24 protein-coding genes are annotated in these 26112 nt (G+C 44.6%); 16 read left to right on the top strand and 8 right to left on the bottom strand.

Features of this window, described 5'->3' with window-relative positions; all coding sequences use genetic code 11:
- Positions 1–92 precede the first annotated feature (92 nt).
- The gene (locus tag QTO06_RS06515; protein WP_054823708.1) at positions 93–701 is read left to right on the top strand and encodes a hypothetical protein; all 609 of its coding nucleotides are present in this window, start codon (positions 93–95) and stop codon (positions 699–701) included.
- Between the two features lie 65 nt (positions 702–766).
- Here QTO06_RS06515 and QTO06_RS06510 read toward each other — a convergent pair whose 3' ends face one another.
- Both QTO06_RS06510 and QTO06_RS06505 read right to left on the bottom strand, forming a co-directional pair.
- Complete coding sequence (locus QTO06_RS06510; RefSeq protein ID WP_005441137.1) at positions 767–1249, bottom strand: hypothetical protein; 483 nt, start codon at positions 1247–1249, stop codon at positions 767–769.
- 26 nt (positions 1250–1275) lie between these two features.
- Positions 1276–1797 carry a nicotinate-nicotinamide nucleotide adenylyltransferase gene (locus QTO06_RS06505; RefSeq protein ID WP_331407242.1) on the bottom strand — a complete coding sequence of 174 codons (522 nt, stop codon included), beginning with the start codon at positions 1795–1797 and terminating at the stop codon, positions 1276–1278.
- 210 nt (positions 1798–2007) lie between these two features.
- Here QTO06_RS06505 and nadE point away from each other — a divergent pair, with 210 nt between their 5' ends.
- Complete coding sequence (gene nadE / locus QTO06_RS06500) at positions 2008–2838, top strand: ammonia-dependent NAD(+) synthetase (protein WP_331407241.1); 831 nt, start codon at positions 2008–2010, stop codon at positions 2836–2838.
- 110 nt (positions 2839–2948) lie between these two features.
- Here the strand turns inward: nadE and QTO06_RS06495 are convergent, their stop codons facing one another.
- Positions 2949–4766, bottom strand: coding sequence for a hybrid-cluster NAD(P)-dependent oxidoreductase (locus tag QTO06_RS06495; RefSeq protein ID WP_331407240.1), 1818 nt, complete (start codon positions 4764–4766; stop codon positions 2949–2951).
- A 272-nt stretch (positions 4767–5038) separates the two neighbouring features.
- Here QTO06_RS06495 and QTO06_RS06490 point away from each other — a divergent pair, with 272 nt between their 5' ends.
- Positions 5039–5203 (top strand): YqaE/Pmp3 family membrane protein, encoded by a 165-nt coding sequence (locus QTO06_RS06490; protein ID WP_005453437.1) that lies wholly within the window; start codon positions 5039–5041, stop codon positions 5201–5203.
- A gap of 154 nt (positions 5204–5357) precedes the next feature.
- Positions 5358–6386 carry a dihydroorotase gene (gene pyrC, locus QTO06_RS06485; RefSeq protein ID WP_020194060.1) on the top strand — a complete coding sequence of 343 codons (1029 nt, stop codon included), beginning with the start codon at positions 5358–5360 and terminating at the stop codon, positions 6384–6386.
- Positions 6387–6490: 104 nt separating this feature from the next.
- Here pyrC and QTO06_RS06480 read toward each other — a convergent pair whose 3' ends face one another.
- Positions 6491–7399, bottom strand: coding sequence for a DUF808 domain-containing protein (locus QTO06_RS06480; RefSeq protein WP_331407239.1), 909 nt, complete (start codon positions 7397–7399; stop codon positions 6491–6493).
- 173 nt (positions 7400–7572) lie between these two features.
- On the opposite strand from QTO06_RS06480, the gene QTO06_RS06475 reads away from it, so the two are divergent.
- Positions 7573–8490 (top strand): M14 family metallopeptidase, encoded by a 918-nt coding sequence (locus QTO06_RS06475; RefSeq protein ID WP_331407238.1) that lies wholly within the window; start codon positions 7573–7575, stop codon positions 8488–8490.
- On the opposite strand, the gene QTO06_RS06470 is transcribed toward QTO06_RS06475, so the two are convergent.
- Positions 8485–9273, bottom strand: a complete 789-nt coding sequence (locus QTO06_RS06470) for an AraC family transcriptional regulator (RefSeq protein ID WP_010452704.1) — start codon at positions 9271–9273, stop codon at positions 8485–8487. The genes QTO06_RS06475 and QTO06_RS06470 overlap by 6 nt on opposite strands.
- A 98-nt stretch (positions 9274–9371) precedes the next feature.
- Between QTO06_RS06470 and QTO06_RS06465 the strand changes: the two genes are divergently transcribed.
- From QTO06_RS06465 to QTO06_RS06455, 3 genes are all read left to right on the top strand, one after another.
- Positions 9372–10277, top strand: a complete 906-nt coding sequence (locus tag QTO06_RS06465; RefSeq protein WP_331407237.1) for a DMT family transporter — start codon at positions 9372–9374, stop codon at positions 10275–10277.
- A gap of 159 nt (positions 10278–10436) precedes the next feature.
- Positions 10437–10922, top strand: coding sequence for an acyl-CoA thioesterase (locus QTO06_RS06460; protein ID WP_331407236.1), 486 nt, complete (start codon positions 10437–10439; stop codon positions 10920–10922).
- Positions 10923–11115: 193 nt separating this feature from the next.
- Positions 11116–11361, top strand: a complete 246-nt coding sequence (locus tag QTO06_RS06455; protein ID WP_027726536.1) for a hypothetical protein — start codon at positions 11116–11118, stop codon at positions 11359–11361.
- 371 nt (positions 11362–11732) lie between these two features.
- Here the strand turns inward: QTO06_RS06455 and malG are convergent, their stop codons facing one another.
- From malG to malE, 3 genes are all read right to left on the bottom strand, one after another.
- Positions 11733–12623 carry a maltose ABC transporter permease MalG gene (malG, locus tag QTO06_RS06450; protein ID WP_005441164.1) on the bottom strand — a complete coding sequence of 297 codons (891 nt, stop codon included), beginning with the start codon at positions 12621–12623 and terminating at the stop codon, positions 11733–11735.
- A gap of 12 nt (positions 12624–12635) precedes the next feature.
- Entirely contained in the window at positions 12636–14210 is a 1575-nt protein-coding gene (malF, locus tag QTO06_RS06445) for a maltose ABC transporter permease MalF (protein WP_054823703.1), read from the bottom strand.
- 79 nt (positions 14211–14289) lie between these two features.
- On the bottom strand, positions 14290–15468 hold the full coding sequence (malE, locus tag QTO06_RS06440) for a maltose/maltodextrin ABC transporter substrate-binding protein MalE (RefSeq protein WP_033006399.1): 1179 nt from the start codon (positions 15466–15468) through the stop codon (positions 14290–14292).
- 669 nt (positions 15469–16137) lie between these two features.
- Between malE and malK the strand changes: the two genes are divergently transcribed.
- From malK to QTO06_RS06400, 8 genes are all read left to right on the top strand, one after another.
- Positions 16138–17256, top strand: coding sequence for a maltose/maltodextrin ABC transporter ATP-binding protein MalK (gene malK, locus QTO06_RS06435; RefSeq protein ID WP_199438001.1), 1119 nt, complete (start codon positions 16138–16140; stop codon positions 17254–17256).
- A gap of 410 nt (positions 17257–17666) precedes the next feature.
- Positions 17667–19067: an undecaprenyl-phosphate glucose phosphotransferase gene (locus QTO06_RS06430; RefSeq protein ID WP_039985258.1), complete on the top strand. Its 1401-nt coding sequence runs from the start codon at positions 17667–17669 to the stop codon at positions 19065–19067.
- Positions 19057–20283: an outer membrane beta-barrel protein gene (locus QTO06_RS06425; RefSeq protein ID WP_331407235.1), complete on the top strand. Its 1227-nt coding sequence runs from the start codon at positions 19057–19059 to the stop codon at positions 20281–20283. The genes QTO06_RS06430 and QTO06_RS06425 overlap by 11 nt, the downstream gene beginning before the upstream one ends.
- Positions 20284–20295: 12 nt before the next feature.
- Positions 20296–20829: a polysaccharide biosynthesis/export family protein gene (locus QTO06_RS06420; RefSeq protein ID WP_331407234.1), complete on the top strand. Its 534-nt coding sequence runs from the start codon at positions 20296–20298 to the stop codon at positions 20827–20829.
- Positions 20829–23024 carry a GumC family protein gene (locus QTO06_RS06415; RefSeq protein WP_331407233.1) on the top strand — a complete coding sequence of 732 codons (2196 nt, stop codon included), beginning with the start codon at positions 20829–20831 and terminating at the stop codon, positions 23022–23024. Before QTO06_RS06420 ends, QTO06_RS06415 begins: the two co-directional genes overlap by 1 nt.
- On the top strand, positions 23002–23817 hold the full coding sequence (locus QTO06_RS06410; RefSeq protein WP_331407232.1) for a putative capsular polysaccharide synthesis family protein: 816 nt from the start codon (positions 23002–23004) through the stop codon (positions 23815–23817). Before QTO06_RS06415 ends, QTO06_RS06410 begins: the two co-directional genes overlap by 23 nt.
- Positions 23814–24866, top strand: a complete 1053-nt coding sequence (locus QTO06_RS06405) for a glycosyltransferase (protein WP_331407231.1) — start codon at positions 23814–23816, stop codon at positions 24864–24866. The genes QTO06_RS06410 and QTO06_RS06405 overlap by 4 nt, the downstream gene beginning before the upstream one ends.
- Positions 24832–26094 carry an O-antigen ligase family protein gene (locus QTO06_RS06400; RefSeq protein WP_331407230.1) on the top strand — a complete coding sequence of 421 codons (1263 nt, stop codon included), beginning with the start codon at positions 24832–24834 and terminating at the stop codon, positions 26092–26094. Before QTO06_RS06405 ends, QTO06_RS06400 begins: the two co-directional genes overlap by 35 nt.
- Positions 26095–26112: the final 18 nt, after the last annotated feature.

The raw sequence follows: 26112 nt of genomic DNA, 5'->3' as shown, positions 1-26112 counted from the left end.
TACAATTTCTATTCGCAAAAAAATCTGTTATCCGGTTGGCAATTTAGGGGTTTAGCGTTACCCTTAGCGCCCCAAAAACTCTGGTATTCACAATGAACTACGCAATTGAATTTCACGACGCTAATTACCCTTTTCTTAATGTTGCTGCGCGTAAAAAAGCGCTAAAACACAGCTTACTATCAGTAGTAGAAGGTTTGGCGATCATTAAATTGGGTAAACATGAGTATGCCATTGAACCGGGCCAGTATTTCTGGATTCCTCAGGGATGTTTGAGCTCCCTCACCTTTTTGCCTAACACGCGAGTAACTCGCTGTGACTTTTCTGTGCGCTTAACTGACGCATTTGCTCAACAAGCAGGTTACGTGAAGCCATCTGCTCTATTGTCAGCGTTGATTGAAAAGTTGGTGACAACAAAAGCACGTAGCGAACACCAGATGGATTTACTGGCAGTTGTTAGACATGAAGTTCTGACACTAAAGCCAATGTTGACCAGCTCTCCACTGACAGACTCGATTAATAAGTGGAAGCCGGGTTGTGATTCTTCAATTTCGATAGAGCTTTGTCTTGTCTTGACCTTAAGAGAAGCACGTAAGATGAAGTTGTCAGGCAAAAAGCAAGCGGACATCGTCGCGAAATTGTTCAACAACAACGACGAAGAATACGAACAGTTGTGTTTTTTAGTGTTTGGGGAAGCGCTATAAAAGCTAATGAAGAAAAGAATGTAAAAAAGGACGTGCTCAGTACGTCCTTTTTGTTTTGAATTCGGTTAAAACGGCACTTCTATCTGCATCATCCAATCGGCGTCGTAGTATTCGTGCCAGCGGTAATCAAAACGCATTCTTGGTTCATCACCGCTCTTATCACCAAAACCGACGCTGAACATCAAACCATGGCTTTTTAGCCACTCTTCTGTGCTCATCTTCGCCTCTTCATCCCTCAGTTCTTCTGGCATCCAAAGCCCAAGACCAAAGTAGTTACTTTCTAGATTCTGAGTAAGAATCGGCGTGTCTTCCGATTTGATTGCCCACTGATCCCAATAGCTCTCTGTAGGCCCCTCAATCGACTTTTCAGCAATGTACCAGTTGATCGTGTCCATACTTAACACACCCACGCTATCAAAAATATCTTCACAGATAGGCATGGTGTTATCAGCAAACACGACGGAACGATCAGATAAATAGTTACAAGCAGAGCTAGCCTGTGTTGCCACAAGCAGCGCGCATGCACTAAGTACCACAACTCTGACCATGAAAATCTGACCTCTTCGTTTTCAGATTACGATTGTTTGTATAAGCCTTCGCTTAGTAATAGTTTATTGACCGTTGGTGTCGTGAATGCACTGATGTCTTCACCCTCTAACAGTGCATTACGAATGTCCGTGCTTCTGATTTTGACTTTTTCAGGACACGCCATCACAGTCCAACGTTCGGTTATTTCTTCTGCTCTGTAAAATTTAGCAAATTTGAAAAAATTATCAGGACCTATGACAAAAGTTATATCGGCTTGCATGTGGATTTCTTGAATTTTTTCTAATAACGCAAAAGTCGTCACACTTTGTCCAGGCTGGTACAAAGCTTGCTCCAGGTCAGAGCGTTGAACATTAGAAAGCCCCAAGTCCTTAATGAAGGCATCAACCAGTTTGCACCGAATTGGGTAATCCAACATATTTTTGCCCCAAGCGTGTGCAATGCTTGGCTCAAGTAGCACGAGATCAAAGTGGCTCAGTGACTCGATCACACTCTTGTGACCTAAGCTTGGCGGGTTAAATGCGCTGCCAAAAACGGCGATTTTTTTCATATCCGGTGATTACCTGGTTGAAGAGAGTTTTCTAATCCGATGATTTCGGTATGATACTACTAATCTTTAGAGCTTTTTGACACTAAAGCGACGTTTATGAATATCAACTGCATGGTTTCTCACCATTTTTGAGCTATAAACGCCTGCCGCAGTATGAATTTATTCACACTCATTTGGTGTCGTACATATTTGCAGGAAAAGGAACCCTAAATGGAACAATCCATCCGCGATGAAATGCGAGTACTCCCTTCTATCGATCCGCATTTCGAAATTGAACGCCGTGTCGCTTTTATCAAGCGTAAATTGCAAGAAGCAGGCTGTAAGTCTCTTGTTCTTGGCATCAGCGGTGGCGTTGACTCGACGACATGTGGTCGTTTGGCTCAACTGGCTGTAGACCAACTGAACGAAAAAGCTGGCGACAATAGCTACCAGTTTATCGCCGTTCGTTTGCCTTACGGTGAGCAAAAAGATGAAGACGAAGCACAGCTCGCACTTTCTTTCATCCAACCAACGCACTCTGTATCAGTAAACATTAAAGCTGGTGTCGATGGTCTCCATGCCGCTTCTCACGTCGCACTTGAAGGAACAGACCTTCTTCCAACGGATGCTGCAAAAGTGGACTTCGTGAAGGGTAACGTAAAAGCGCGTGCACGCATGGTCGCTCAATACGAAATCGCTGGTTACGTTGGTGGCTTGGTTCTTGGTACTGATCACTCAGCAGAAAACATCACTGGTTTTTACACTAAGTTCGGTGATGGCGCGTGCGATATGGCACCGCTATTCGGCTTAAGCAAACGTCAAGTCCGTGAAGTGGCTGCAACATTAGGTGCACCTGAACAACTGGTGAATAAAGTGCCGACTGCAGACTTAGAAGAACTTGCGCCACAAAAAGCAGATGAAGATGCTTTGAGCCTGACTTACGAGCAGATCGATGACTTCCTAGAAGGTAAGCCTGTATCGCAAGAAGTGAGTGATCGTCTTGTAGCTATCTACAAAATGACTCAGCACAAACGTCAGCCGATCCCGACGATCTACGACTAGTTTATGATTGTATCCCTGAGCGATCTGTTTTTGAAACCGCTCTGAGTTAAATAGAAAAACGCCGCTAAGTTAGCGGCGTTTTTGTTTGTTACGGTTTATTTTTAAGGCGTTCAGTCTACGAGTGTCACGTCCGTTTGTGGGATAGCACAACATGCCAACACTTTACCCATCGCACGCTCCTCTGCGCTGATAGCAGGTACATCTGGGTGATCGACCAACCCTGATTCTAATTGAACCTTACAAGCACCGCACAAGCCTGCTCGACAGCTGTTGCTAATGCTTTTACCTGCATTCTCTACTTGCTCAAGTAGCGTTTGCTGGTTGTTACCCATCAACTTAAAGCCGTTGAATTCAATCTCCACACTTTTCTCTGGCTTCGCTGTGGTAGCCGCAACGCCGAATGCTTCTTGATGATAGTTATCTTCTGGTAGACCTTTTTTGAGTAGAAGGTTTTTCGCCTTTTGCATAAAACCATCTGGACCACAAACGAACACTTGTCGTTGTTCAACATCTTTGATCTGTTTTATATGGGATAAGCTGATTCGCCCCTTAAGACCAAACCAATCCACCGCAGGTTGAGTTAAGCAAATCTTCACATCTAATCCCGGATGCTGACGTTTTAGTTCATCGAGCTCATCTTTACATGGGATATCAATCTCGCTGCTGCACTGATGGTAGAACACCACATCATCAAGTTGGTTGTGATCAGCTAAGTAACGAACCATTGACAGCATTGGTGTTACACCGCTGCCCGCAGACAGTAGAAGCAGAGGCTGAACGGAATGCTCTTTTAGATGAAATTGACCATCTGGCGTTTCAGCTTCCAGCACATCCCCAACTTGCAGATTATCAAGCAGTGAATTAGACACACGCCCACCAGAAACGCGCTTAACCGAAATCGCGTAGCGACCCGGGCGAGATGGGCTAGATGACAAGGTGTAGCGACGCCCTACTTTCTTGCCTTCTATATCCACTTCGATAGGTAAATGTTGACCCGGTAAGTACGTTGGTAACTGACCTTTACTTGGCTCAAGCCATAAGGTGACGAAGTCTCGCGCAATCTCTTCTCGTTCCACACAAGTTAGCGTCATTCGATTAGGAGAATTGTCTGGATAAAACTCTGGCTCTTTGTATTCAAGTACTTCAACTTTGTCACCAGAGCGTATAATGCCTTCATTAAGAGCAACAAGGTTTTGGCCAAAGAACACCCCGCCACGCTCATTCGCACGGAACTCTTGCAGTGTTTTAAGTGGTTCTTTGCTTTCTCGGAATGTACCGCGTTGAGTGTTAACGGTGGTTAGAATGCAACGCTCACAAGGTTTTACAGATTCAAATTCGACTTCACCAATGCGAATACGTTTCCATGAATCTTCTTCAAATGGCTTGGTATTAGATACCACTAGGTTGGTTCGAAATTGATCCATTGAGTGCTGTTCAGAGCTTCTGCGATTTAACTCTTCCAGCGATGCTTCACTGATAACAAGCACTGGATAACCGTCAGCAAAGCTAACGTTGTGGCCCAACTTCTCTCTTACACGATTGGATTGCTCACCAGTAAAAAGTAACTCAACGCGAAGACCTAACACTTTACTAAACCAATCATCCGCTTCGTCCGTGGTGGTGTATGCCGTAAAACTGTCTTTCCAAACCGTTGCGGGCGCTTCCTGCATTTTGAAATCTTGATAACAAATCTTTAGTGGCTCTTCACCAAGACTGGTAAACACCACGCCATCGGGCAACAACGCTGACTTAATGGTCACCATTTGAGGGAATTTTCGAGCGGTCACCATTGAACCATCTGATGTCGCAATCATAAATCGACGATCAAAACTCAATCCTTGTTTTTCTACCCAAGCGGAAGATAAGGCAACACCTCCGACAGATTTAACTGGAAAAACATTAATTTGGGACAAAACTGATTGCGACATAGCCTTCTTCCTACAGGTACTTTCTCATTATTGGACTATCATATCCTTATAAGACTGATGACCCAAGTGCCTATAAAAACTCAATTTTTATAAGGTATCTTCCCAAGGTGGTTGGCGCTGCCCCTCTTTAGCGGTCTTTTTTGTCTCACTTTATGAACAGAGTTCCATAATTTTGCACAGTATTGACGAAATAAGGATTGCTAAAACGTGACATCGCACACATAATTCGCCAACTTTTTGACACTAAACATAACCTATCCGGAGCATAGACCATGGATACTAATAAACTGATTCTAATTCTACTTTGTATCTTCCTTCCACCAGTGGCGGTTTACATGGAAAAAGGTCTAGAGAAAGACTTCTTCATCAACCTGATCCTAACGTTCTTCTTCTTCCTACCTGGCACCATTCACGCGCTTTGGTTGACGATGAAGTAATCAACTGAGCTCCTGCCGAAAAGAAATGTGAAAAATGGGATGAAATGAAAGTGCAATTCCACTATCATCCTGTCGCCTAAGCGCAAGCGTTTGCTCTTGAGGTAAATGCAGCGTTTAGGCTCCAAACATAACTTTTAAATGGTGGGAGCAATTAATGACAACACTGACTATTACTCGTCCTGACGACTGGCACGTTCATTTACGCGATGGTGAAGTTCTAAAAGATACCGTTCGCGATATTAGCCGTTATAACGGCCGCGCACTGATCATGCCAAACACCGTCCCACCAGTGACTAATACTGAAATGGCGCTAGCCTACCGTGATCGCATCCTTGCTGAACAACACGGTGAGCAATTCGAACCTCTTATGGCGCTTTACCTAACAGACAACACCACGCCAGACGAAATCCGCAAAGCTAAAGCGACAGGCAAAATTGTTGCAGCAAAGCTTTATCCAGCAGGCGCAACCACCAACTCTGATTCTGGCGTAACCGACGCAAAGAACATCTACCACGTTTTTGAAGCGATGGAAGAAGTTGGCATGCTGCTTTTGGTTCATGGTGAAGTGACTCACAACCACGTTGATATTTTTGACCGTGAGAAGGAATTCCTAGACACGGTTCTTGCTCCTATCGTCAACGACTTCCCTAACCTAAAAATCGTTCTTGAGCACATCACGACTGCGGATGCGGCTAACTTCGTAAACAACGCTTCCGACAACGTTGCAGCAACTATCACCGCTCACCACCTGCTGTTCAACCGTAACCACATGCTAGTCGGCGGCATTAAGCCACACTTCTACTGCCTGCCAATTCTTAAGCGCAATACCCACCAACAAGCGCTTATCGAAGCAGCAACAAGCGGCAGCAAGAAATTCTTCCTAGGTACGGATTCAGCACCACACGCAAAAGGCGCAAAAGAGTCGGCATGTGGTTGTGCTGGGTCTTACACTGCACACGCAGCGCTAGAGCTTTATGCAGAAGTGTTTGAGAACGAAGGCAAGCTAGAAAACCTAGAAGCATTCGCAAGCTTGAATGGCCCTGATTTTTACGGCATTGCTCGTAACACAGATACAGTCACGCTAGAAAAAGCAGCGTGGGATGTACCAGAAACGATGCCATTTGGCAGCGACATCGTTGTGCCAATCCGCGCAAATGAAAAAATTGAGTGGGAAGTGAAGTAATCACCCTCAAGAAATGAAAAAGGGTCATGCCACCATATTCGATATGGAAAGGCATGACCCTTTTCTTTTGGCTTTAATACAGCCCCAACAAACTGAACTCGCGCTTATTTACCGCGAACCTTTTCAACCACAGTCCAAGCAGCAACTACAATCAAGCCAGCAATGAGACCAATCACACCGTTAAGCAGTGTCGGTACGATCGCAGTAGCGATGGTGTGACCACGGAAGTCCATAATGATAGGCTCAATCAGGTGATGAATCGCAGGGACGTTATGAACAACAATACCACCGCCAACCAAGAACATTGCTGCAGTACCAACAATCGCAAGCATCTTCATCAGTTTCGGGGCGAACGCCACTAACGCACCACCGAGTTTGGCTTTCAGACCTTCGCCATTGGATTTACGCTCTAGATAGAAACCCAAATCATCGAGCTTAACAATGCCAGCCACTAAACCGTAGACACCAATGGTCATTAAGATCGCAATTAGGCTTACTACCAAAATCTGCGTCACGATACTTGTTCCTGTGACGGTGCCTAACGCAATCACGATGATTTCAGCTGACAAAATAAAGTCAGTACGGATCGCGCCCGCCACTTTTCTCTTTTCATACTCTTCCACAGATTCGCCCGTCTCAGAGGACTCTCCCGCATTATCTTCATGCTGATGAGCATGAGGGAACAGTTTCTCTAAGATCTTCTCTGCACCTTCAAAGCAGAGAAACAAACCGCCAATCAAGAGTAATGGCATGATCAGCCAAGGAATAAACGCACTAATGAGCAACGCCGCAGGCACCAGTATCAGCTTGTTTTTAAATGAACCTTTCGCGACTGCCCATACCACTGGAATTTCTCGTTCGGCAGCAACACCCGATACTTGCTGCGCGTTTAGCGCTAAATCGTCGCCCAATACACCTGCGGTCTTTTTCGCCGCTACCTTTGACATCAATGCGACATCATCCAATACAGCTGCAATGTCATCCAACAGTGTCAGTAAGCTTGCTCCAGCCATTTATTTATCTCTTTTATGGAATTGAATAAGTAACAAAATGTAACACCATTAAATCACTCAGCAAAGTTATGATTCTGCAAAGAATAAAGTCACAAATTGTGTTTTGTGTTGATGTGGCTTTGAGACAGGACTAGTCTTGTCTTACCTTTCAAGCACACAAAAGAAAAGTATAGATGAAAAGCGGATACACTTACCCAATCGGTACCCCAGGTCAGCCATGGGGCGAAGCAGAACGCAAAGCTTGGTGTGAGCAACGTGACGTAAAACGTAGCTACCAAGAAGAAGTCGTGACGAAGATTGATGCCCTTCGCGAGCGTTTTGATGTTGAGCAATACGACGCACTTTCTTACGACGAGGCACGCTTCCCTCTGTTTTGTATCAAGACTCGTAACTGGGATGCAGCAAAACCTGTTGTTTTGGTCACTGGCGGCGTACACGGCTACGAGACAAGTGGTGTGCACGGCGCACTGAAGTTTGTTGATACACAAGCTGAACGTTATGCAGAACACTTCAATATTGTCGTTGCACCATGTGTCAGCCCTTGGGGGTACGAGGTGATCAACCGCTGGAATCCAAATGCGATTGACCCAAACCGCTCTTTCTACGCAAATAGCCCTGCGGAAGAGTCAGCTAACTTGATTAAGCTTGTTGCGACCTTAGGTGATGTTCTAATGCACATCGACCTGCACGAAACCACCGATTCTGACGAGACCGAATTCCGCCCTGCACTTGCAGCACGTGATGGTCTTGAATACATCGAAGGCATGATCCCAGACGGTTTCTACACAGTTGGTGATACAGAAAACCCGCAACCTGAGTTCCAAAAAGCAGTCATCGAGTCAGTAGCGAAGGTAACGCATATTGCACCTGCTGACGATAAAGGCGAAATCATTGGCTCGCCAGTGGTGCAATTTGGTGTGATTAATTACCCAATGGTGAAACTGGGTTTGTGTGGCGGCGTAACCAACTGCACTTACGGCACCACTACGGAAGTTTACCCAGACAGCCCGAAAGTGACTGATGAAGAGTGTAACGACGCTCAAGTTGCAGCAGTTGTAGGCGGCTTAGACTACGTGCTCGCTCAGCTATAACAAGCGGTTCTTATATTGCTCCGGTGTAATGCCGGAGTATTTTTTGAACATTGCGATGAAAGGACTAGCTTGGTTATAGCCTAACGTCAACGCCACCTCTTTCACGGTTTGTCCTTTTCTTAATAGCTCCATCGAGTGCAGATAACGAACTCGCAATCGCCATTCAGTAAAACTCATCCCTAACTCACTTTGGCAATGGCGAGCTAACGTACGCTCGGTGGTATGAACCTTCTCCGCCCATTCTCCTAAACTAATTTCATCCGTTGGTGCTTCTTCAACAGCTTTTAAGATTGGCTCTAAGTACTTATTGTCAGTGGTTGGCAAGAAGTGATGCTCAACTTCTTGTTTGGCTAGCTGATCGAGAAGGACTTGGACAAGACGCTTATCTTCTTCATTTTGAGCAACATTAATATCGCGCTGACGGAAATCTTCTACAATCGCCGAGACAATGGGCGTCACTTTGATCAAACTGGTTTTGGAAGGGAAGTGCTTCGTCAACTCTGGTGCAATATTTAAAGAGCAGTATTCCAATGGTTTGCGGTTATAGCTCTTATGTCGAATACCCGCTGGCACCCAAATCGCAAGATGAGGAGGAGCTAAGAAGCGAGTATCCTCCGCATCCATTTCTAAGATACCACCACTGATTAGTTGAACTTGCCCCCATGGATGACTATGAATACGAGTTTCCGTGTTCGACAGGAAGGCCTCAAAATTCATAAATACATCTGATGGTGCTCTATCAATCGATAATGACGGATGAAGATTCCTAGTGCTCTTTTTCAAATTTGTCTTCCTATCGCTTACTATGTCTTTCCAGAGATACTTTTCATTATAAAGACCTGTCAGACTAGCGCCATCAATTATTCTGCGATGAGGTTCTCATGGTTTATTTGCTTCCGTTTTTTACTGTCATGATTTGGGGTGGGAATTCCATCGTAAATAAAATGGCAGCAAGTGCCATCGAACCGAGCGCAATGAGCTTCTACCGTTGGTTTGTTGCCATGGTGCTTCTAACACCATTTTGCTTACCTGCGGTGATCAGACTGCGTCATGTGATTCGTCCATACCTTGGTAAGCTAGCATGTCTTGCACTACTGGGCATGGTACTAAACCAATCGCTAGGGTATTACGCAGGTCTTACTACAACCGCTTCTAACATGGCACTGATCACCTCTCTGGTTCCTTTGATCAGCGTTTTCTTGAGTGTGCCTTTGTTGGGCAAGTCAATTTCCATGCTGAGTGTGGCAGGTGGTGTGATTTCATTAGGCGGTTTGGCGTTTATGCTGGGTCACGGTGACATTACCTACTTCCTACATCAAGACATGACGCAAGGTGATAGTCTGATGCTGTTAGCCGCCCTTTGTTACGCGATTTACTGTGTGCTACTAAAGCGCTGGAAAATGCCTTTCAGCAGCATGACCTTGGTATATATGCAGGGCTTTTTCTCGCTGGTTATGCTAACTCCCTTGTGGTTGAGCAGTGAGCAACTTCTACCTAACCAAAGTGCGCTACCGTTGATTGCTTATGCGGGCATTGCTGCCTCTATCTTCGCGCCTTTAATGTGGGTGAAAGCGATTGATTTGATTGGCGCGGATTCTAGTGCCATGTTCATGAACCTGATGCCTGTGGTCTCGGTAGCTTTAGCTTCGACTATGCTCGGCGAAGAAGTGCATGTTTACCACATCATTGGCGGCATGCTGGTTATCTCTGGCGTTATCTTGTCGCAAATTAAGATTCGCAAGAAGATGCAATCGCCAAGCCCAGATTTACCACCAGCGACATCATAATTCAATCTCATAAGCCACGGTCATTAGCGTGGCTTTTTGTATCTGACGGCTTTATCTGAAACGTTGATAGAAAAGTTAATATTTTGTTGCATTAGCTATTCCAGTATCGATTCCTTATTGATACATTGAAGTTAGTAACAACGCACAAAGGAATGACAGATGAGCAGTGGTCAAAGAGATATTACCCTTCGTTTTCTTGCTGAACCAGGAGACGTAAACTTCGGTGGTAAAGTGCACGGTGGCGCCGTGATGAAATGGATCGACTTGGCAGCTTACGCGTGCAGCGCGGCTTGGAGTGGCAAGTACTGCATCACAGCGTATGCGGGTGGTATTCGCTTTGTTGCGCCAATTCATGTCGGTAACTTAGTCGAAGTCAGCGCGAAGGTCATTTACACAGGTCGTAGCTCAATGCATATCGCGATTGATGTGCAAGCGAGCGATCCAAAAGAGTTAAAAAACCGCCTAACGACGCATTGTATCGTCATCATGGTTGCGGTCGATGAAGACGGAAAGCCAACCGATGTACCAAAGTGGATTCCTGCGTCGGATGAGGACAAAGCATTAGAACAATCGGCTATTCGCTTGATGAACATGCGTAAGCAAATTGGCGAAGAGATGGAAGCGCACGTCAAATATCTCAAATAGATCAAACCGTTCAAATAACTTGTCCCACCACAAGGTCCCAAACTGATTATCAAATAATCGTTTGCTCCCCATCCGTGTGAAGTAATGTCATGGTTCTGTCATTCACTTCACACTAGATTCAAATTGTCATAAATCTTTCACTTTGATTTGATTAAATCCACGCACAATTTTAGCGTTGGATAGAGTTTGGATCTTGAGATTAAAAGAGACCACATTAAGTGAAAAGACATTGACCAATTTAAAGGCGGTCGAGTACCAATGGGTGCGCACCATGTATGTGGAAGGTTATAACGAAGACGAAATTAACCACTACATCCAGACCTGCTTTGGTGGCGATACCACATTCGCCGATCTTTTTCGTCGTGTCGCATTGCAACAAGAGAGTTTGTACACACTGCTGCAATATGTAGGCTGTGCGCCATCTAGCCGCGAGTTTTAAAGCCCTCCCCTGATTACATCACCGTTCCCTTTCGAATACCCCTACACTAATTATGTGAAGTGATACGCACGTCATTCGGATGCCACTGTGTAATGCATTGCAAACTGGTTAGTCTGTGTCTGTTATAAATACAAAATGAATCTATAGGCATAAAAAAACCTGAGTCTAAACTCAGGTTATGGTTACAAGAAACTGTTAGTGATTAAAGCGTAAGGAACTAAGCTAACAGCCAGCTATGCGTAACGCCAATGAAAGCGAGATATTACTGATCGGCGGCCAAACCAAAAGTGTAATATCGATGCTAAATATAAGGGCGACCTAATGGTCGCCCTTTTCTAGTTATTCTTTTGTATCTTAGTGACCAACCAAGATTAACCTTTCACACCACCAGCCGTTAGACCACCAACAAGCCAGCGTTGCGCCAGTAAGAATACTGCTGTGATTGGTACAGCTGAGAGCACTGCTGCTGCCGCAAAGTCGCCCCACAAGTAGTTCTGAGGGTACAAGTACTGCTGCATACCAACCGCAAGAGTGTACGAGTTTACATCAGATAGCAGTAGTGATGCTACCGGAACTTCGCCTATCACCATGATAAATGACAAGATAAACACTACCGCTAAAATTGGCACTGACAGTGGAAGTAGTACCAGGCGGAATGCTTGCCAAGGCGTTGCACCATCAAGCGCTGCTGCTTCTTCTAATGAAGAATCGATACTTTCAAAGTAGCCTTTGATTGTCCATACGTGAAGCGCAATACCGCCTAAGTAAGCGAAGATCAAACCACCGTGCGTGTTCAAACCTAGGAACGGAATGTACTGACCTAGCTTGTCAAATAATGCGTATAGGGCAACCAATGCCAATACTGCAGGGAACATTTGGAAGATCATCATCGCTTTCAGGATAGTGTTCTTGCCTTTGAACTTCATACGAGCAAACGCATAAGCTGATGTTGTTGATAGCGCCACAATCAAGATAGCTGAGATTCCGCCAACTTTTACTGAGTTCCACAACCAAGTCATGACTGGGAATGGAGGTGGTGTAATTGAGCCATCTGCGTTTGTTACTGATATACCTAGCGCCAGTTTCCAGTGGTCTAGCGTTGGGTTGTCTGGGATAAGGCTACCCGTTGCAAAGTTACCTTCACGGAATGAGATCGCAATGATCATCAACAGTGGGAAGATAATCAGCGCTAGGAACGCCCACATTGCGATATGCGTAGCCCAAACACGATATTTTAATGACTTGCCTTGTACCATTGCCATTGTTCTGTCTCCTTAATCCTGAGCTACTTTAGTAACACGTAGGTTCAATAGTGCTAGTGCGCCAACCAATAGGAAGATAAGCGTTGCAACTGCACTTGCTAGACCGAAGTCTTGACCACCAGCACCTTCAAAGGCGATGCGGTACGTGTAGCTTACAAGTAAGTCCGTGTAACCTGCTGGCTCTGATGTGCCAATCATGTTTGGACCACCACCCGTCAATAGCTGGATAAGTACAAAGTTGTTGAAGTTAAACGCGAAGCTAGCAATCAGCAGTGGCGTCAATGGTTTCAGCATCATCGGCAATGTAATGCGAGTGAAGTTAGTGATGAAGTTTGCGCCATCAATAGCCGATGCTTCGTACAGATCTTCAGGAATAGCTTTCAGTAACCCCATACAAAGAATCATCATGTAAGGGAAACCCAACCAAGTGTTGACCACTAGGATCATGGTTTTCGCCATGAATGGGTCTGAGAACCACGCAGGGCTAATACCAAACAGCCCTTCCAACAACATGTTGATCTCACCAAAGCTCTGGTTGAAGAGACCTTTAAAGATCAAGATAGAGATAAACGCTGGTACCGCATACGGAAGAATCAGCAGTAATCGGTATACAGAGCGGCCTTTCAAGGCTTCCCACTGAACGACACTTGCAAGTACCAAACCGATAACCAGAGTACAAACAACGGTCAACGCAGAGAAAACAATCGTCCAGATAAAGATACTGATGAACGGCTCTTTAATGCCATCATCTTTCCAAACACGTTCAAAGTTGTGCGTACCGATGTTTACTACGAAGCCTGGAGAAACTGTGTTACCAACAAACTGACCATTTTCGTCTACTGGTTGGTAGTAGCCCACATCCATATTAGGACGTAGTGTCTCTTGAGTACGATTGTTGTATAGCGTCTCACCATCGTCTTGCAGCGTGTAAAGAGGAACTACAGCAGCAAACTTACGAAGACCGCTCATACGGATATCATCGCCGTTTGGCATGTGTAAATCAACGCCACTTAGAGCACTGCGGTTTTTAACGATCGTTTTAATCGGTTCTTTATCGCCCGTCACTTCTGTGATTGGTGTTAAGTCTAAATCCGTTGCAGAGAAACCTTGCAATTCAAAGGTTGGTGTTGCTAAAAGCGCTTCACCTTTCTTCACTACAATTTGGTGACCCTGCTCAGTTTTGTACAGAGTGAACGGGTAGCTGTCGCCACTTTGGTACGTTCTGTCCATCAAAACGGTCTGCGCACGGTCAAAAGAAAGTTGGTTTTTTGCGCTGTAGTTAGTGAATGCAAGACCTATGGTATAAGCCAAAGGGAAAAGGATGAATAAGATCATCCCCGCAATACCTGGGTAGATATAGCGATGAGCGTAGGTCTTTTTACTACCAAAAATAAATAGCGCTAAAGCGGTAAGAATGAGCGTAAGGAGTGCAAACGCAATCTCACCACGAGAATACATAAGGATTGTAGCGTAGCCATTGATAATGCCGACTGTGCCCAATAGTGCCCACTTGATAAACACTTTTTTGCTGCTCGGAAGGCTGGCGTCTGGTGCTGTCATAGCATTTGTACCTTGAACTGACTGCATAGGGAACCTGCTAGCGAATATAGGATAAAAATAGAAAAGTAAGGAGGAGTTGCCCCCTCCTTAAAAGGGTATTACTGAATTATTTAGTCATTTGTTTTTCTGCATCTGCTAGTGCAGCATCTACAGTTTGACGACCGTCAACAACGTTGATGATAGCGTTCTTAGCAGCACCCCAGAATGCGTTCATTTGTGGGATGTTTGGCATGATTTCACCGTTCATCGCATTGTCCATTGTTGCAGCAATACGAGTATCTGAATCTAGCTCTTTTTGGAATGAGTTTAGAGCAACCGCGCCAAGTGGCTTATCATTGTTAACCATACGTAGACCGTCGTTAGTTAGTAGGTAGTTCTCGATGAACTCTACTGCTAGGTCTTTGTTAGGTGATGCAGTGCTGATACCAGCTGTTAGAACACCAACGAATGGCTTAGAAGATTGACCTTGGAACTTAGGTAGCGTTGTTACGCCGTAGTTCACACCAGACTTCTCGATGTTGCCCCATGACCATGGGCCGTTGATAGTCATCGCCGCAGTGCCTTGGTTGAACGCAGACTCAGATACTGAGTAGTCCATATCTGCAGAGATAACACCTTTGTCTACAAGACCTTTCACGAAGTTCATTGCGTCTTTCACGCCTTCGTTCGCGATACCAGCATCTTTAACATCGTAGCCAGTTGAAGTGTACTTGAATGCGTAACCACCATCAGCAGCCATTAGTGGCCATGTGAAGTACGGTTCTTTTAGGTTCCACATAATTGCAGACTTACCGTCTTTCTTAAGTTTTGCGTCTAGCGCAGCAACTTCTTCCCAAGTCTTAGGTGGGTTTGGAACTAGATCTTTGTTGTAGATAAGAGATAGAGACTCAACCGCTACAGGGTAGCCGATCAATTTGCCGTCGTAACGTACTGCATCCCAAGCGAAATCAACGATACCTTCTTGAACCTCTTTAGAAGGTTTGATTTCAGCAAGTAGACCAGCTTCTGCATAACCACCGAAACGGTCGTGTGCCCAGAATACGATATCAGGACCATCACCTGTCGCTGCAGTTTGAGGGAACTTATCTTGTAGGCCGTCTGGGTGAGCCACTGTTACTTTGATACCAGTGTCTTCTTCAAACTTCTTACCAACCTCTGCAAGACCGTTGTAGCCTTTATCACCGTTGATCCAGATAGTAAGTTGTCCTTCTTCGATGGCAGCGTTTGCACCGAAAGAGCCCAGAGCAACAAGAGTACCTAGTGCTGCAGCGCTTAATTTTTTCATGTTCGTATCCTTTTTATATTTTTGATGTAGGGCTAGTCCATTGAGGTTCAGCCGTATTTCGACATATATCATCTGAAATAATCCCATATGTCTCATCCTCCTAATCCCTACGCCCTTGCAATTATGACGTATTTTCGTGATCTGAATCGCCAAGGGTTAGAGACTCAAATCACAAAATGAATACTTCCTGTGATCGATTTCAACTTTAGGTCACGCAATAATGTGACTTCCGCCCAACTCCACCTCTACTCCTACTTTTTGCCTCCTCCCTGCCTACTCCCCCTACAATTATTTCGATTAGGAGGATGTAGCAGTGAACACAATCTTAGAAACTGCAGTCATCCAAGAGTGGATGGTAAGAACCCTTTCCCAGCAGTACCTACCCTATAGGTAAAAAAGATTTGCTGGTTTTTCATTGCCATACGAGTGGAATGTCATTATTGGTGTTGTTTGTGGTAATTATTTCACGGGGGAGACAACACGAATAATGTGGGGGAGAGAAACTCGTATTTGGCTATGGTGGGTAGTGCTCCAGTTCAGGACATTTGGAGTACTACCCTGTTTTTCTTACCAATCACAATAACTTACCGATTCCTACTGTTACTGCTCGCTAGATAATTCATATAATGATGAGCGGTGAATAATAAAAATTGATCGAGGACGAGCTACATGGCGAGTGTCACGTTAAAAAATGTTTGTAAAGCGTATGGCGACGTACTGATTTCTAAGAACGTAGATCTGGAAATCCACGAAGGTGAATTCGTGGTTTTCGTAGGTCCATCAGGTTGTGGTAAATCTACCCTGCTACGTTGTATTGCCGGTCTTGAAGACATTACTTCAGGTGATTTGTATATTGGTGACCAGCGCATGAACGACGTAGAACCATCCAAACGTGGTGTTGGTATGGTATTCCAGTCTTACGCTCTTTACCCACACCTAAACCTATATGACAACATGTCATTTGGTCTGAAGCTGGCAAAAGCTGATAAAGCGGAAATGGACAAGCGCGTAGAACACGCTGCTGAAATCCTACAGCTTGGTCACCTACTGGACCGTCAACCAAAAGCACTTTCTGGTGGTCAACGCCAACGTGTTGCTATCGGTCGTACGCTAGTGTCTCAGCCAGACGTATTCCTTCTTGATGAACCACTATCAAACTTGGATGCAGCACTGCGTGTGAACATGCGTGCTCAAATCACGAAACTTCAGCGCCAACTTGGTTGTACCATGATCTACGTAACGCACGATCAGGTTGAAGCAATGACCATGGCAGACAAAATCGTTGTTCTAGACGGCGGTTACGTTTCGCAAGTTGGTAAGCCTCTTGAGCTTTACCACTACCCACAAAACCGTTTTGTAGCTGGTTTCATCGGTTCTCCAAAAATGAACTTCATGAGTGTATTCATTGAAGAAGCCGAAGCAGAGCGCGTAAAAGTACAACTTTCTAACGGTGTGTCGTTCTGGATTCCAGTCGATGGCACAACAGTTAACCGTGGTGACCGTATGTCACTAGGTATTCGCCCTGAGCACTTAGTTCAAGCGGTTGAAGCTGACGCGACAATTCACGGTGAAGTGATGATCGTTGAAAAACTAGGTAACGAAACTCAGGTTTACCTAAACCTGGAAGGCGCAGACGCTGACGTTATTTACCGTCAACCAGACACACTACCAGTTGAAACTGGTGACAAACTTGAAATTGGTATCCCTGCGTATCGTTGTCATCTATTCCACAGCGATGGCCGTGCATGCCGCCGACTACACAAAGAAAACGGCGTAGATTTCGAGTAAAAACTCTTTCACCTTTGCTTGCTACCAATCCCTCTCATTCGAGAGGGATTTTTTTATCCCGCCACTAACGTATTATTTTTATTGAAGAGAAATAATACATTCGATAAGCCTCCACATAAGCCTAAGTTTTTATGGAAAATCCATCCATATAATACTTTTTCTCATTCCTACAGCCTAAGTACCAACTTTGTCTTAAACCTCCAAAGTCAGCCCAACCTCTAAATTTCATTCTTATTTCCACTTACCGAAATAACGTGAGTTTTTAAACTTATCTCGAAAATTATAAGAGCCTGAGTTTATAACGTCGGAAGCAAGTCGCCTGAGTACTTCTCTGTCTATTCAAACACTAAATCAACACTATCGAGTTCGGTCGCTGAGGAAAGGTAACGTACCGAAAAGGAAATTAGGATATGAAACATAAAGGACTTATTCGTTCTCATGAGGTGGAATTTGCATTTCTCTATCGCCTCACCGACCTTGCAGTCATCGTCTCATTCATGCTGTTTTTAATTCTGAATGATGCCAACACATCGATTGAAAAGGACTACGTTATTCTGTCTTTCGTCAGCAGCGTGACTTTCTTCATCATTGCTGAAAGTGGCAAGCTCTACCGTTCTTGGCGAACCAGCTCATTCAAAGACCAAGTCTTCATTGTTTGTGTCTCATGGCTTGTGACTTGCGCATTCTTATTTATGGTTCTCTATTTCTCGCACGTCCATACTCTATTTGAACGTTATATTCTTGCGACTTGGCTATTGATTACGCCTGTACTTCTCCTCTCATGGCGCACACTATTTCGAGTAGCGCTGGCTTATATGAGAAAGCTCGGATACAACACACGTACTGCCATCATCATAGGTCAAACACCTCATGGCCTCACCCTTGCCAACGAATTAAAGAATCATGCTGAGCATGGTGTGTTGTTTGATGGTTTCTATGACGAGCGATCTAAAGAGCGTTTACCTGAGTCGGAGTACCCAATCAAAGGCAACGTTGGGCTAGCACTTGAAAGAGCGAAGCGTGGCGAAGTCGATTACGTTTACATCGCAATGCCCATGCATGCTAATGAGCGTATTGCACTGTTTCTGAATCAGTTCTCGGATACTACTGCTAATACCTATCTCATCCCTGATTTCTTCACTTACAACTTACTGCATTCGCGCTGGGATCAAATCGGCCAAGTTCAAACCTTGAGTGTATTTGATACCCCATTTGCAGGTATCTCATCATGGGTAAAAAGATTAGAAGACATCATCTTATCTAGCATCATCTTGCTACTTATCTCTCCGATTTTGCTCGCCATTTCTATCGGCATAAAAGCGACCTCTAAAGGTCCGGTTATCTTCAAACAATTCCGTTACGGTTTGGATGGAAGAAAAATCGAGGTCTGGAAATTTCGCTCAATGACCACGATGGAACAAGGCAGCGACGTTAAACAAGCCACCAAGAATGACCCACGTATCACGCCTTTTGGTGGGTTTCTTCGCCGAACTTCTCTTGATGAGTTACCGCAATTTATCAACGTTCTTCAAGGCACAATGTCCATCGTAGGCCCACGTCCTCATGCGGTTTCGCACAACGAGGAGTACCGTCAGATAGTCGACCGATACATGCTTCGCCACAAAGTCAAACCGGGCATCACTGGCTGGGCGCAAATCAATGGCTATCGTGGTGAAACAGACACGCTCGACAAGATGGAAAAACGCGTCGAGTTCGACTTGGACTACATCCATCACTGGTCAGTTTGGATGGACATCAAGATCATCTTCCTTACGATTTTCAAAGGGTTTACTGGTTCCAATGCGTACTAAGTTCATCAACATGACAAAAGCGGCCGGTTTTGTGTCGATTGCTTTGGCTTCGCTTTCTGCGAACGCTGACCCAATGGCTTATAAAACGGATTCTGGGATTGAGTTCATCCCGACCTTAGGCGTGTTCTACGAAGGTGATGACAACATCAACAAGGCCGATCGTGGAGAGAACATCGAATCGGTCAACATTTGGGGAGTAGAGCCTGCATTACTCGCTAAGATTGAACGTAATCAATATCGAGCAAATATCTTGTACAAGCTGAGTGCCGGTTTCTCTTCCGATGAGCAGAATGATTACGACGACCACACCTTTCAATTTACCAACTTTTTCGAGTTCAACCACCGCAATCGTTTAGTGGTTGACTATCAGTTTCGTGCACAGCATGAAGAAAAAGGGGAAGACTTTACCGAAGGGCAAGGCAGCTTCTTAAACGAGCCCATTAAGTTTCATCTTAACGATCTGAGAACAAACTATGGATTTGGCTCTGAAGGTTCAAAAGGTAGGCTGGAATTGGGTGTTGGCTATCGAGAAAAAACTTACCAAAACTACCGCGATGGCTTGCCGGGAAAACCTGTCGCCAAGACCAAATACAACGACTTTCGCGCCCCAAACGCGCACCTAGAGTTTTATCTTCGAGCAACAACAAGAACATATTGGCTGATTGGCACTCAACAAATGAGCACCGATTACCTTTCAGACAACCCTTCAGTGCCATCAAAAAACAGTTACTCTGGTTTCTACTACACCGGCGCACAGTGGGAAGTCACAGGGAAAACCAAAGGTATCGCCCGTTTAGGTTATCAAATTAAAGACTTTGACAGCCATCAACGCGAGACCTTTAACGGGTTCAGCTGGGACATCGGTTTAGAGTGGCTACCCCAAGAACATTCATTGATTACGCTTAAAACCACTCAAGCCGCAGTGAGCCCAGATCAAGATGGTGATTACGACTTACAGACTCGCTATCTGTTAAACCTCAAGCACGATTGGAATAGTTATCTCACAACACGCTTAGGCGCGCTTTATCAAGAGGATGACTACACCGGCGTCACTCGTAAAGAAGACCTCTATGCCCTCTCAGCAGGGCTCGATTACCAAATCAAACGATGGGTTTTACTTCAAGCCGATTGGCGCTATCAAGATAAGACCTCCAACTGGCAAGGTTACAGCTTTGACCAAAACGTTTGGTCTATTAGTGCTCGACTCTCTTTGTAACAAGGAATATGAATGAACTTACTAGCAACGTTACTTGGCTTAGTACTTGTGCTTCTTAGCACACCTTCTTTTGCCAGTGCCAATGAGCAAGATTACTTACTCGATACTGGTGACACCATCTCGGTTCAAGTCTACGGTGAGGAAGATCTTTCCATAAAGAATATCCTGATCACTTCAGACGGCTATTTTGATTACCCATACCTTGGACGCATCAAGGCCATCAACAAAACCCCTAAACAGCTTAAATACGAAATAGAAACGGGATTAAAAGGCGACTACCTGATTAACCCGAAGGTAATGGTAACCATCAATAGTTTTCGACTTTTCTACGTTAATGGCGAAGTGAGAAAGCCTGGTGGATTTGAATATCAACCCGGATTAACCATAGAGAAAGCTATCGCGCTTGCGGGTGGCTTAACCGATAGAGCCTCTCGCAAGAGCATTAACCTAACCCAACACAACACGGGTAAAACCGTGGAAAGCGTCAGCATGCAGCGCTCTGTAGAACCTGGCGACATTGTATTTATCGATCAGAGCTTCTTCTAATGACAGGCAATTCAATGAACGGAACTCATTCTACTCACCCTTCTTCGAATCACGTCGAGTTGATTCGTTTTGGGCACCACTTTAGAACACTCAAAAAAAACTGGTTGAGCATTCTCGCTTTCACCATCATTTTTTCTTTGACCTGCACTTGGTATATCTATTCTAAGAAGTCGGTATACCAAGCTACTGCAACCCTTCTTATCCAAGAAGAGCAAAAAAGCGCCCTTTCAATAGAAGAAGTTTACGGTGTAGATACGACCAAAAAAGAGTACTTCCAAACTCAAATTGCGATCCTAAAATCAAACCATATCGCAGACAAAGTGATCACACAGTTGAACTTAACCAAGCACCCCGAGTTCACCAGTTCCAGTGGCTTAAAACAGAAGATAGATGAAATAAAAGCCATCCCATTTGTTCAGGACTTACTACATGTTGCACCGAATCCAAAGGAAACCTCGCAACATAGTAAGCCTTACTATCAAGCGCTCCAAACCTTCAAGAGAAAGCTTGAGATTGAGCCTGTACGCAATACACAGTTGGTGAGAATTCGTTTCCGCTCGACTGACCCTCAATTAGCGACAACCATCGCAAACGCCGTCGGTCAGGCTTATATCGACGCTAACTTCGAAGCGAAACTCGTTGTCACACAAAATGCAGCGACTTGGTTAACCAATAACTCACAGAAGCTCGAAGAACGATTGAGAGCTTCTGAACAAGCTTTACAAGACTTCTTGATGCAGGAAGGACTCATCGATATTAATGGCATTGATGATATTTACGCCAATGAACTCGAAGAGCTCAACCGTAAATTGAACGCTGCAGTTAATAAACGTATCGAAGCCCAAACTCTGATTGAATTGCTAAAACGTAAGTCATCTCAAGACTTAGATAGCCTATTGTCGATAGACGAATTTGCCAACCAAGCACAGATCCGTGATTTAAAGCTTTCAGAAGCCCAAGCGGCCAAAAACGTCTCTGAACTCTCTCAACGATACGGTCCAAAACACGATCGTATGATTCAAGCGAAAGCACAGTTAGCTTCGATTCAAGCAAGAACACAACGACTGATTAGCGAAATTTCCTTTAGTAAACAACAAGACTTACTCGCTGCTAAGTCACAAGAAGATTTGTTACGAGCAGAACTAGACAGCAAGAAGTCTGACTTCCAAATGTTGGGCTCACAAAAAGCGCGTTACGAGCAACTCAAGCGCGAAGTGGAATCAAACAAAGACTTGTACGAAGCATTCTTAAACCGCGAAAAAGAGACGAACGCAACTAGTGATTACAAAAACGTTACGGCGCGATTTACCGATCCTGCAATCGTGCCACTCTTCCCTATTGCACCTCAACGCATGAAGTTAGTCCTGATTGCAACGTTCTTTGGTTTCGCTATCGCGTGTGCGCTTGTGATCATCTTGGAAACATTGCGAGAAGTGATTCGCACCTCATCGGATGTACAAGACAAACTTGGAGTCACTTGCCTTGGCACTATCCCAAAGGTGAAAAAACGTAACTTAAGACAAGGCGGCGTTACCTATTCGGCATACTTAGATCAGGATGAAAAGCTATTTAGTGAAGCTTGTCGCTCGACTCGAACCTCACTATTGCTGAGATTGACTAACACGAAGCAAAAAGTATTGCCCTTTACTTCTGCTATACCGGAAGAAGGCAAAACATCCACCAGCATCAATATGGCCGTCTCTTTCTCGACGATGGAAAAGGTTCTACTTATTGATTGCGACTTACGCAGACCATCATTGGCTAAGCGATTCAATCTTCCTGAATCAAACCCGGGACTGACCAATATCCTCACCATGGATACGCCTTTGAGTGAGTGTATTGTTCGTAGTGACGAAGCGAACTTGGATGTGTTGCCTGCAGGCATTATTCCACCAAACCCGCAAGAATTATTAGCTTCCGAGCGATTCGAAAAACTCCTTGAATATCTCAAGAGTAAATACGACCGCATTATCATTGATACCCCACCACTGCTCTCGGTGAGCGACGCGTTAATCCTTGGTCGAAAAGCCAACGGACTGATTACAGTCATTCGTTCTGAATCTACCAAAGCATCACTGGTTAACGTAGCGTTATCCAAACAAATTCAACATTCAATACCATCACTTGGCGTTCTGATCACTCAAGCAAAATCTAAGGAAGGAGAGGCGCTTTATGTCCAAAAATACGCCTACTAGTAAAAGCATGCGGTGGTATCAGCTTCTCAAAAGCCAAGCAGAGCCTGTACTCATTTATCAAATGGGTAAAGTGGGCTCTAGCGCACTGGAGAAGTCGATCCCAAATTCGCTTCACCTACACGATTTGATGTCGATTGAAGCAGGCAAACAGATTTCACCCGTTCGAGCTCAACTGCATAAACCCATCACTAACCATGTGAAACGCATTTTGAAGCGAGCCATCATGATCAATATGCTTAAACGTAAACAGCAGGTACGAATTATCTCCCTCGTGAGAGAACCTGTTGGTCGAAACATCTCCATGTTTTTTCAATCACTGCCGTTTTGGATGGTGGATAAGTACCTGAAAGACGACAGTGCCGTGCGTACCGAACATCCTCAATTGCTTCATGAAGCGTTTGAAGAACATGTAAATCACCAATACCCGCTCCAGTGGTTTGATAATGAAATCAAAGCACTGACAGGCATCGATGTTTTCGCTCAGCCTTTCGATCAAGAGCTTGGCTATCAAACCTACCAAAATCGTAATTTCTCACTCATGGTGATTCGTATCGATAAGCTAGACCTGTCACAACAGGCCATTAGTGAATTCCTGCAACAAGACGTCACTGTCGCTCACGAAAACCAAGCCGACAACAAGTGGTATTCGCCATTGATTAAAGAGTTTAAAGGCTCATACCAGCCAAAGTCCGAGTTTGTTGAGGAAATGCTTTCGTCAACGCTGACTAGGCATTTCTTTACCGCGCCTGAAATTGAAAAGTTCAAACAAAAGTATCTAGCGACCAAGTCATGAAAACCAAAATACTTCACATTATCAATGATCTATCCAAGAACGGTGGCGCTCAAAAGTTTCTCGTTGATTTGGTTATGGAGCACACATCTGACTATGAGATCAAAGTTCTCGTACTCTGTGATGACAATGATTATTTAGAGCAACTCACTTCCAAGAACATTGAATGCTTTAACTGGCAAACCCTCTCCCTCAAAGAGAAATGGACGCTGTTGCGCTGGCCAGATCTCGTGCATGGGCATTTATACCCATCAATTTATCTTGCATTACTCGCTGTTGGTAAAAAGAGAATTCAGACCGAGCATTGCTCATATAATCGCCGTCGTGACTATCCATTGTTTAAGTTTATGGAGTTCCTGCTTTATCGCGGCCATAACCTTACAGTGAGCATCAGTGAAAAAGTACAAGAAGAGCTGGTTAAGTTCATGCCGCATTTTGAACATAAATACCGTGTCGTGCATAACGGTGTGGATTTAGCTCGCTTTCCTCTTACGGTAAAATCAGGCAGTCAACTTATGGGTAAACCGACGATCAACATCGGAATGGTGGGCCGTCTGCATGAACACAAAGATCATGAGACGCTGATTCGCGCCACTGCCCAACTCCCCTCACACTATCATCTCCACTTAGCGGGGGATGGCGTTAAGCGAATTGAACTCGAATCTCTAAGCCAAGAGCTCAATATGACTCAGCGCGTTAACTTCCATGGTGTTGTCTCGGACATTCCCGCCTTCTTGTCTGATATGGACGTATACGTTCAGTCTTCACATGTTGAAGGCTTCGGTTTAGCAGCGGTTGAAGCCATGGCTGCCGGTCTACCTGTTCTCTCTTCTGATGTGCCTGGGCTAGATGAAGTCATGGGTAGCGATACATACCTCTTTAAAGTCGGTCAACCAGACCAACTAGCCGAGAAGCTCACGCAGCTATGTAACACCGCAGAGCTTTACCAACAAGCAAGCGAATATTCAGTGAATCGCGCCAAGCTCTACACTATCGACAAGTTCCGAGATGGATACTATGGCATTTACCAACAACTTTGCGCCAGCAAGTAACCGCATCGCTCTACTGGCGGCGATAACTCTGGCGCTTTTCTTTGTTCCAGTAAAAGTTAGAGCCGGTGGAGTCGCATTAGCACCCTCTGATATTGCGAGTTTGCTGTCATTAGGATTAGCAGCGCTTGTAGTGATTGAAGGTAAGGCGAATAAGTTGTTTCATCCTTGTATCGGCTTCTTACTGCTGTTTACCAGCTATGTATTTATCAATGGCCTGTTCAACCGTGTCCCCTTACTACCGTTGATTACTGAGACGGTACAGTGGATAGCGATCCTCAGTCTGTTAGGAGTATTGTTTGCGTATGGGGTATTTGATGATGAACGGGTAATGGTATACCTCACTTACTGTCTTGTGCTGATTTGCTCTCTGGTGGCAGCATGGCACTTCGTGCAAGGTTACCACAGCGGTTTTAAGCTACTTGGCGTAAGTAAGTATGCTTTCGGCGTACTCTGTTCCCTACTCTATTTGTATCGTGACCGAATTAGAGCATTCCCTTTCTTAATGCTGTTTGCTTTTGCACTTCTTCTACTCTCACAAGAGAGAAAAGCACTACTCGGCTTCTGTTTATTAGTCTTTGTTGATCAATTACTTATTAAAAGGCTGATACGCCAGACTATCAGCGAAACTTATACATGGACAGTGTTAATCGCGAGCGCCTCAATTGTCTTGGCAACCGTCTCTGCCACTCTTTATTTTGGATTTGATCAGTTCGCAGACAAGCTTGAAATCACCCAAGAAGACATCCTGTTTGCGAATCAAAGTGAAGCTCGTTGGGTCTCCAATTTACACCGTAAATTACTGCTAGCAAATGGCTTAGACATCTTACTTCAACACCCTATTTTAGGCGTTGGGGCAAAGATGCTACCTAACTATATGATCAACTATTTCAATTATGATGAGTTAGCCATCTATACCCATAACTTCATACTCGACACCTCGATCGAATATGGATTACTTGGTATTGCTTTGTTGTTTGGTAGTTATTTCTTATTTATGAAATTTTGCTTCAATACATTGATAGACAACAAAAAAAGCCTCTTACTCTCCATTTATGCACTAATCATGGTGTTTTTCGTTGCCGTGAATACCACCATCATTTTAATACTTTTACTACCCGTCATGATCAGTAAAAAACGGCATCATAGTCGTCAGACAGAACATCAAAAACAAACTGATCATCACCATCAATCTGAATTACCGATTCCGCCAATAACAAACAATCAATAAACGCTGCGGAACAATGAA

Origin of the sequence: Vibrio sp. M260121 (assembly GCF_036533715.1) — a bacterium.
GTDB lineage: Bacteria > Pseudomonadota > Gammaproteobacteria > Enterobacterales > Vibrionaceae > Vibrio.
Note: the sequence above shows the minus strand (reverse complement) of the source record. Positions and strands in the feature narration are given on the sequence as shown.

Bases quoted from the DNA above. Each gene is read 5' to 3' on its own strand.
- QTO06_RS06515 (WP_054823708.1), top strand. From the start codon at position 93: ATGAACTACGCAATTGAATTTCACGACGCTAATTACCCTTTTCTTAAT.
- QTO06_RS06510 (WP_005441137.1), bottom strand. From the start codon at position 1,249: ATGGTCAGAGTTGTGGTACTTAGTGCATGCGCGCTGCTTGTGGCAACA.
- QTO06_RS06505 (WP_331407242.1), bottom strand. From the start codon at position 1,797: ATGAAAAAAATCGCCGTTTTTGGCAGCGCATTTAACCCGCCAAGCTTA.
- nadE (WP_331407241.1), top strand. From the start codon at position 2,008: ATGGAACAATCCATCCGCGATGAAATGCGAGTACTCCCTTCTATCGAT.
- QTO06_RS06495 (WP_331407240.1), bottom strand. From the start codon at position 4,766: ATGTCGCAATCAGTTTTGTCCCAAATTAATGTTTTTCCAGTTAAATCT.
- QTO06_RS06490 (WP_005453437.1), top strand. From the start codon at position 5,039: ATGGATACTAATAAACTGATTCTAATTCTACTTTGTATCTTCCTTCCA.
- pyrC (WP_020194060.1), top strand. From the start codon at position 5,358: ATGACAACACTGACTATTACTCGTCCTGACGACTGGCACGTTCATTTA.
- QTO06_RS06480 (WP_331407239.1), bottom strand. From the start codon at position 7,399: ATGGCTGGAGCAAGCTTACTGACACTGTTGGATGACATTGCAGCTGTA.
- QTO06_RS06475 (WP_331407238.1), top strand. From the start codon at position 7,573: ATGAAAAGCGGATACACTTACCCAATCGGTACCCCAGGTCAGCCATGG.
- QTO06_RS06465 (WP_331407237.1), top strand. From the start codon at position 9,372: ATGGTTTATTTGCTTCCGTTTTTTACTGTCATGATTTGGGGTGGGAAT.
- QTO06_RS06460 (WP_331407236.1), top strand. From the start codon at position 10,437: ATGAGCAGTGGTCAAAGAGATATTACCCTTCGTTTTCTTGCTGAACCA.
- malG (WP_005441164.1), bottom strand. From the start codon at position 12,623: ATGGCAATGGTACAAGGCAAGTCATTAAAATATCGTGTTTGGGCTACG.
- malF (WP_054823703.1), bottom strand. From the start codon at position 14,210: ATGCAGTCAGTTCAAGGTACAAATGCTATGACAGCACCAGACGCCAGC.
- malE (WP_033006399.1), bottom strand. From the start codon at position 15,468: ATGAAAAAATTAAGCGCTGCAGCACTAGGTACTCTTGTTGCTCTGGGC.
- malK (WP_199438001.1), top strand. From the start codon at position 16,138: ATGGCGAGTGTCACGTTAAAAAATGTTTGTAAAGCGTATGGCGACGTA.
- QTO06_RS06430 (WP_039985258.1), top strand. From the start codon at position 17,667: ATGAAACATAAAGGACTTATTCGTTCTCATGAGGTGGAATTTGCATTT.
- QTO06_RS06425 (WP_331407235.1), top strand. From the start codon at position 19,057: ATGCGTACTAAGTTCATCAACATGACAAAAGCGGCCGGTTTTGTGTCG.
- QTO06_RS06420 (WP_331407234.1), top strand. From the start codon at position 20,296: ATGAACTTACTAGCAACGTTACTTGGCTTAGTACTTGTGCTTCTTAGC.
- QTO06_RS06415 (WP_331407233.1), top strand. From the start codon at position 20,829: ATGACAGGCAATTCAATGAACGGAACTCATTCTACTCACCCTTCTTCG.
- QTO06_RS06410 (WP_331407232.1), top strand. From the start codon at position 23,002: ATGTCCAAAAATACGCCTACTAGTAAAAGCATGCGGTGGTATCAGCTT.
- QTO06_RS06405 (WP_331407231.1), top strand. From the start codon at position 23,814: ATGAAAACCAAAATACTTCACATTATCAATGATCTATCCAAGAACGGT.
- QTO06_RS06400 (WP_331407230.1), top strand. From the start codon at position 24,832: ATGGCATTTACCAACAACTTTGCGCCAGCAAGTAACCGCATCGCTCTA.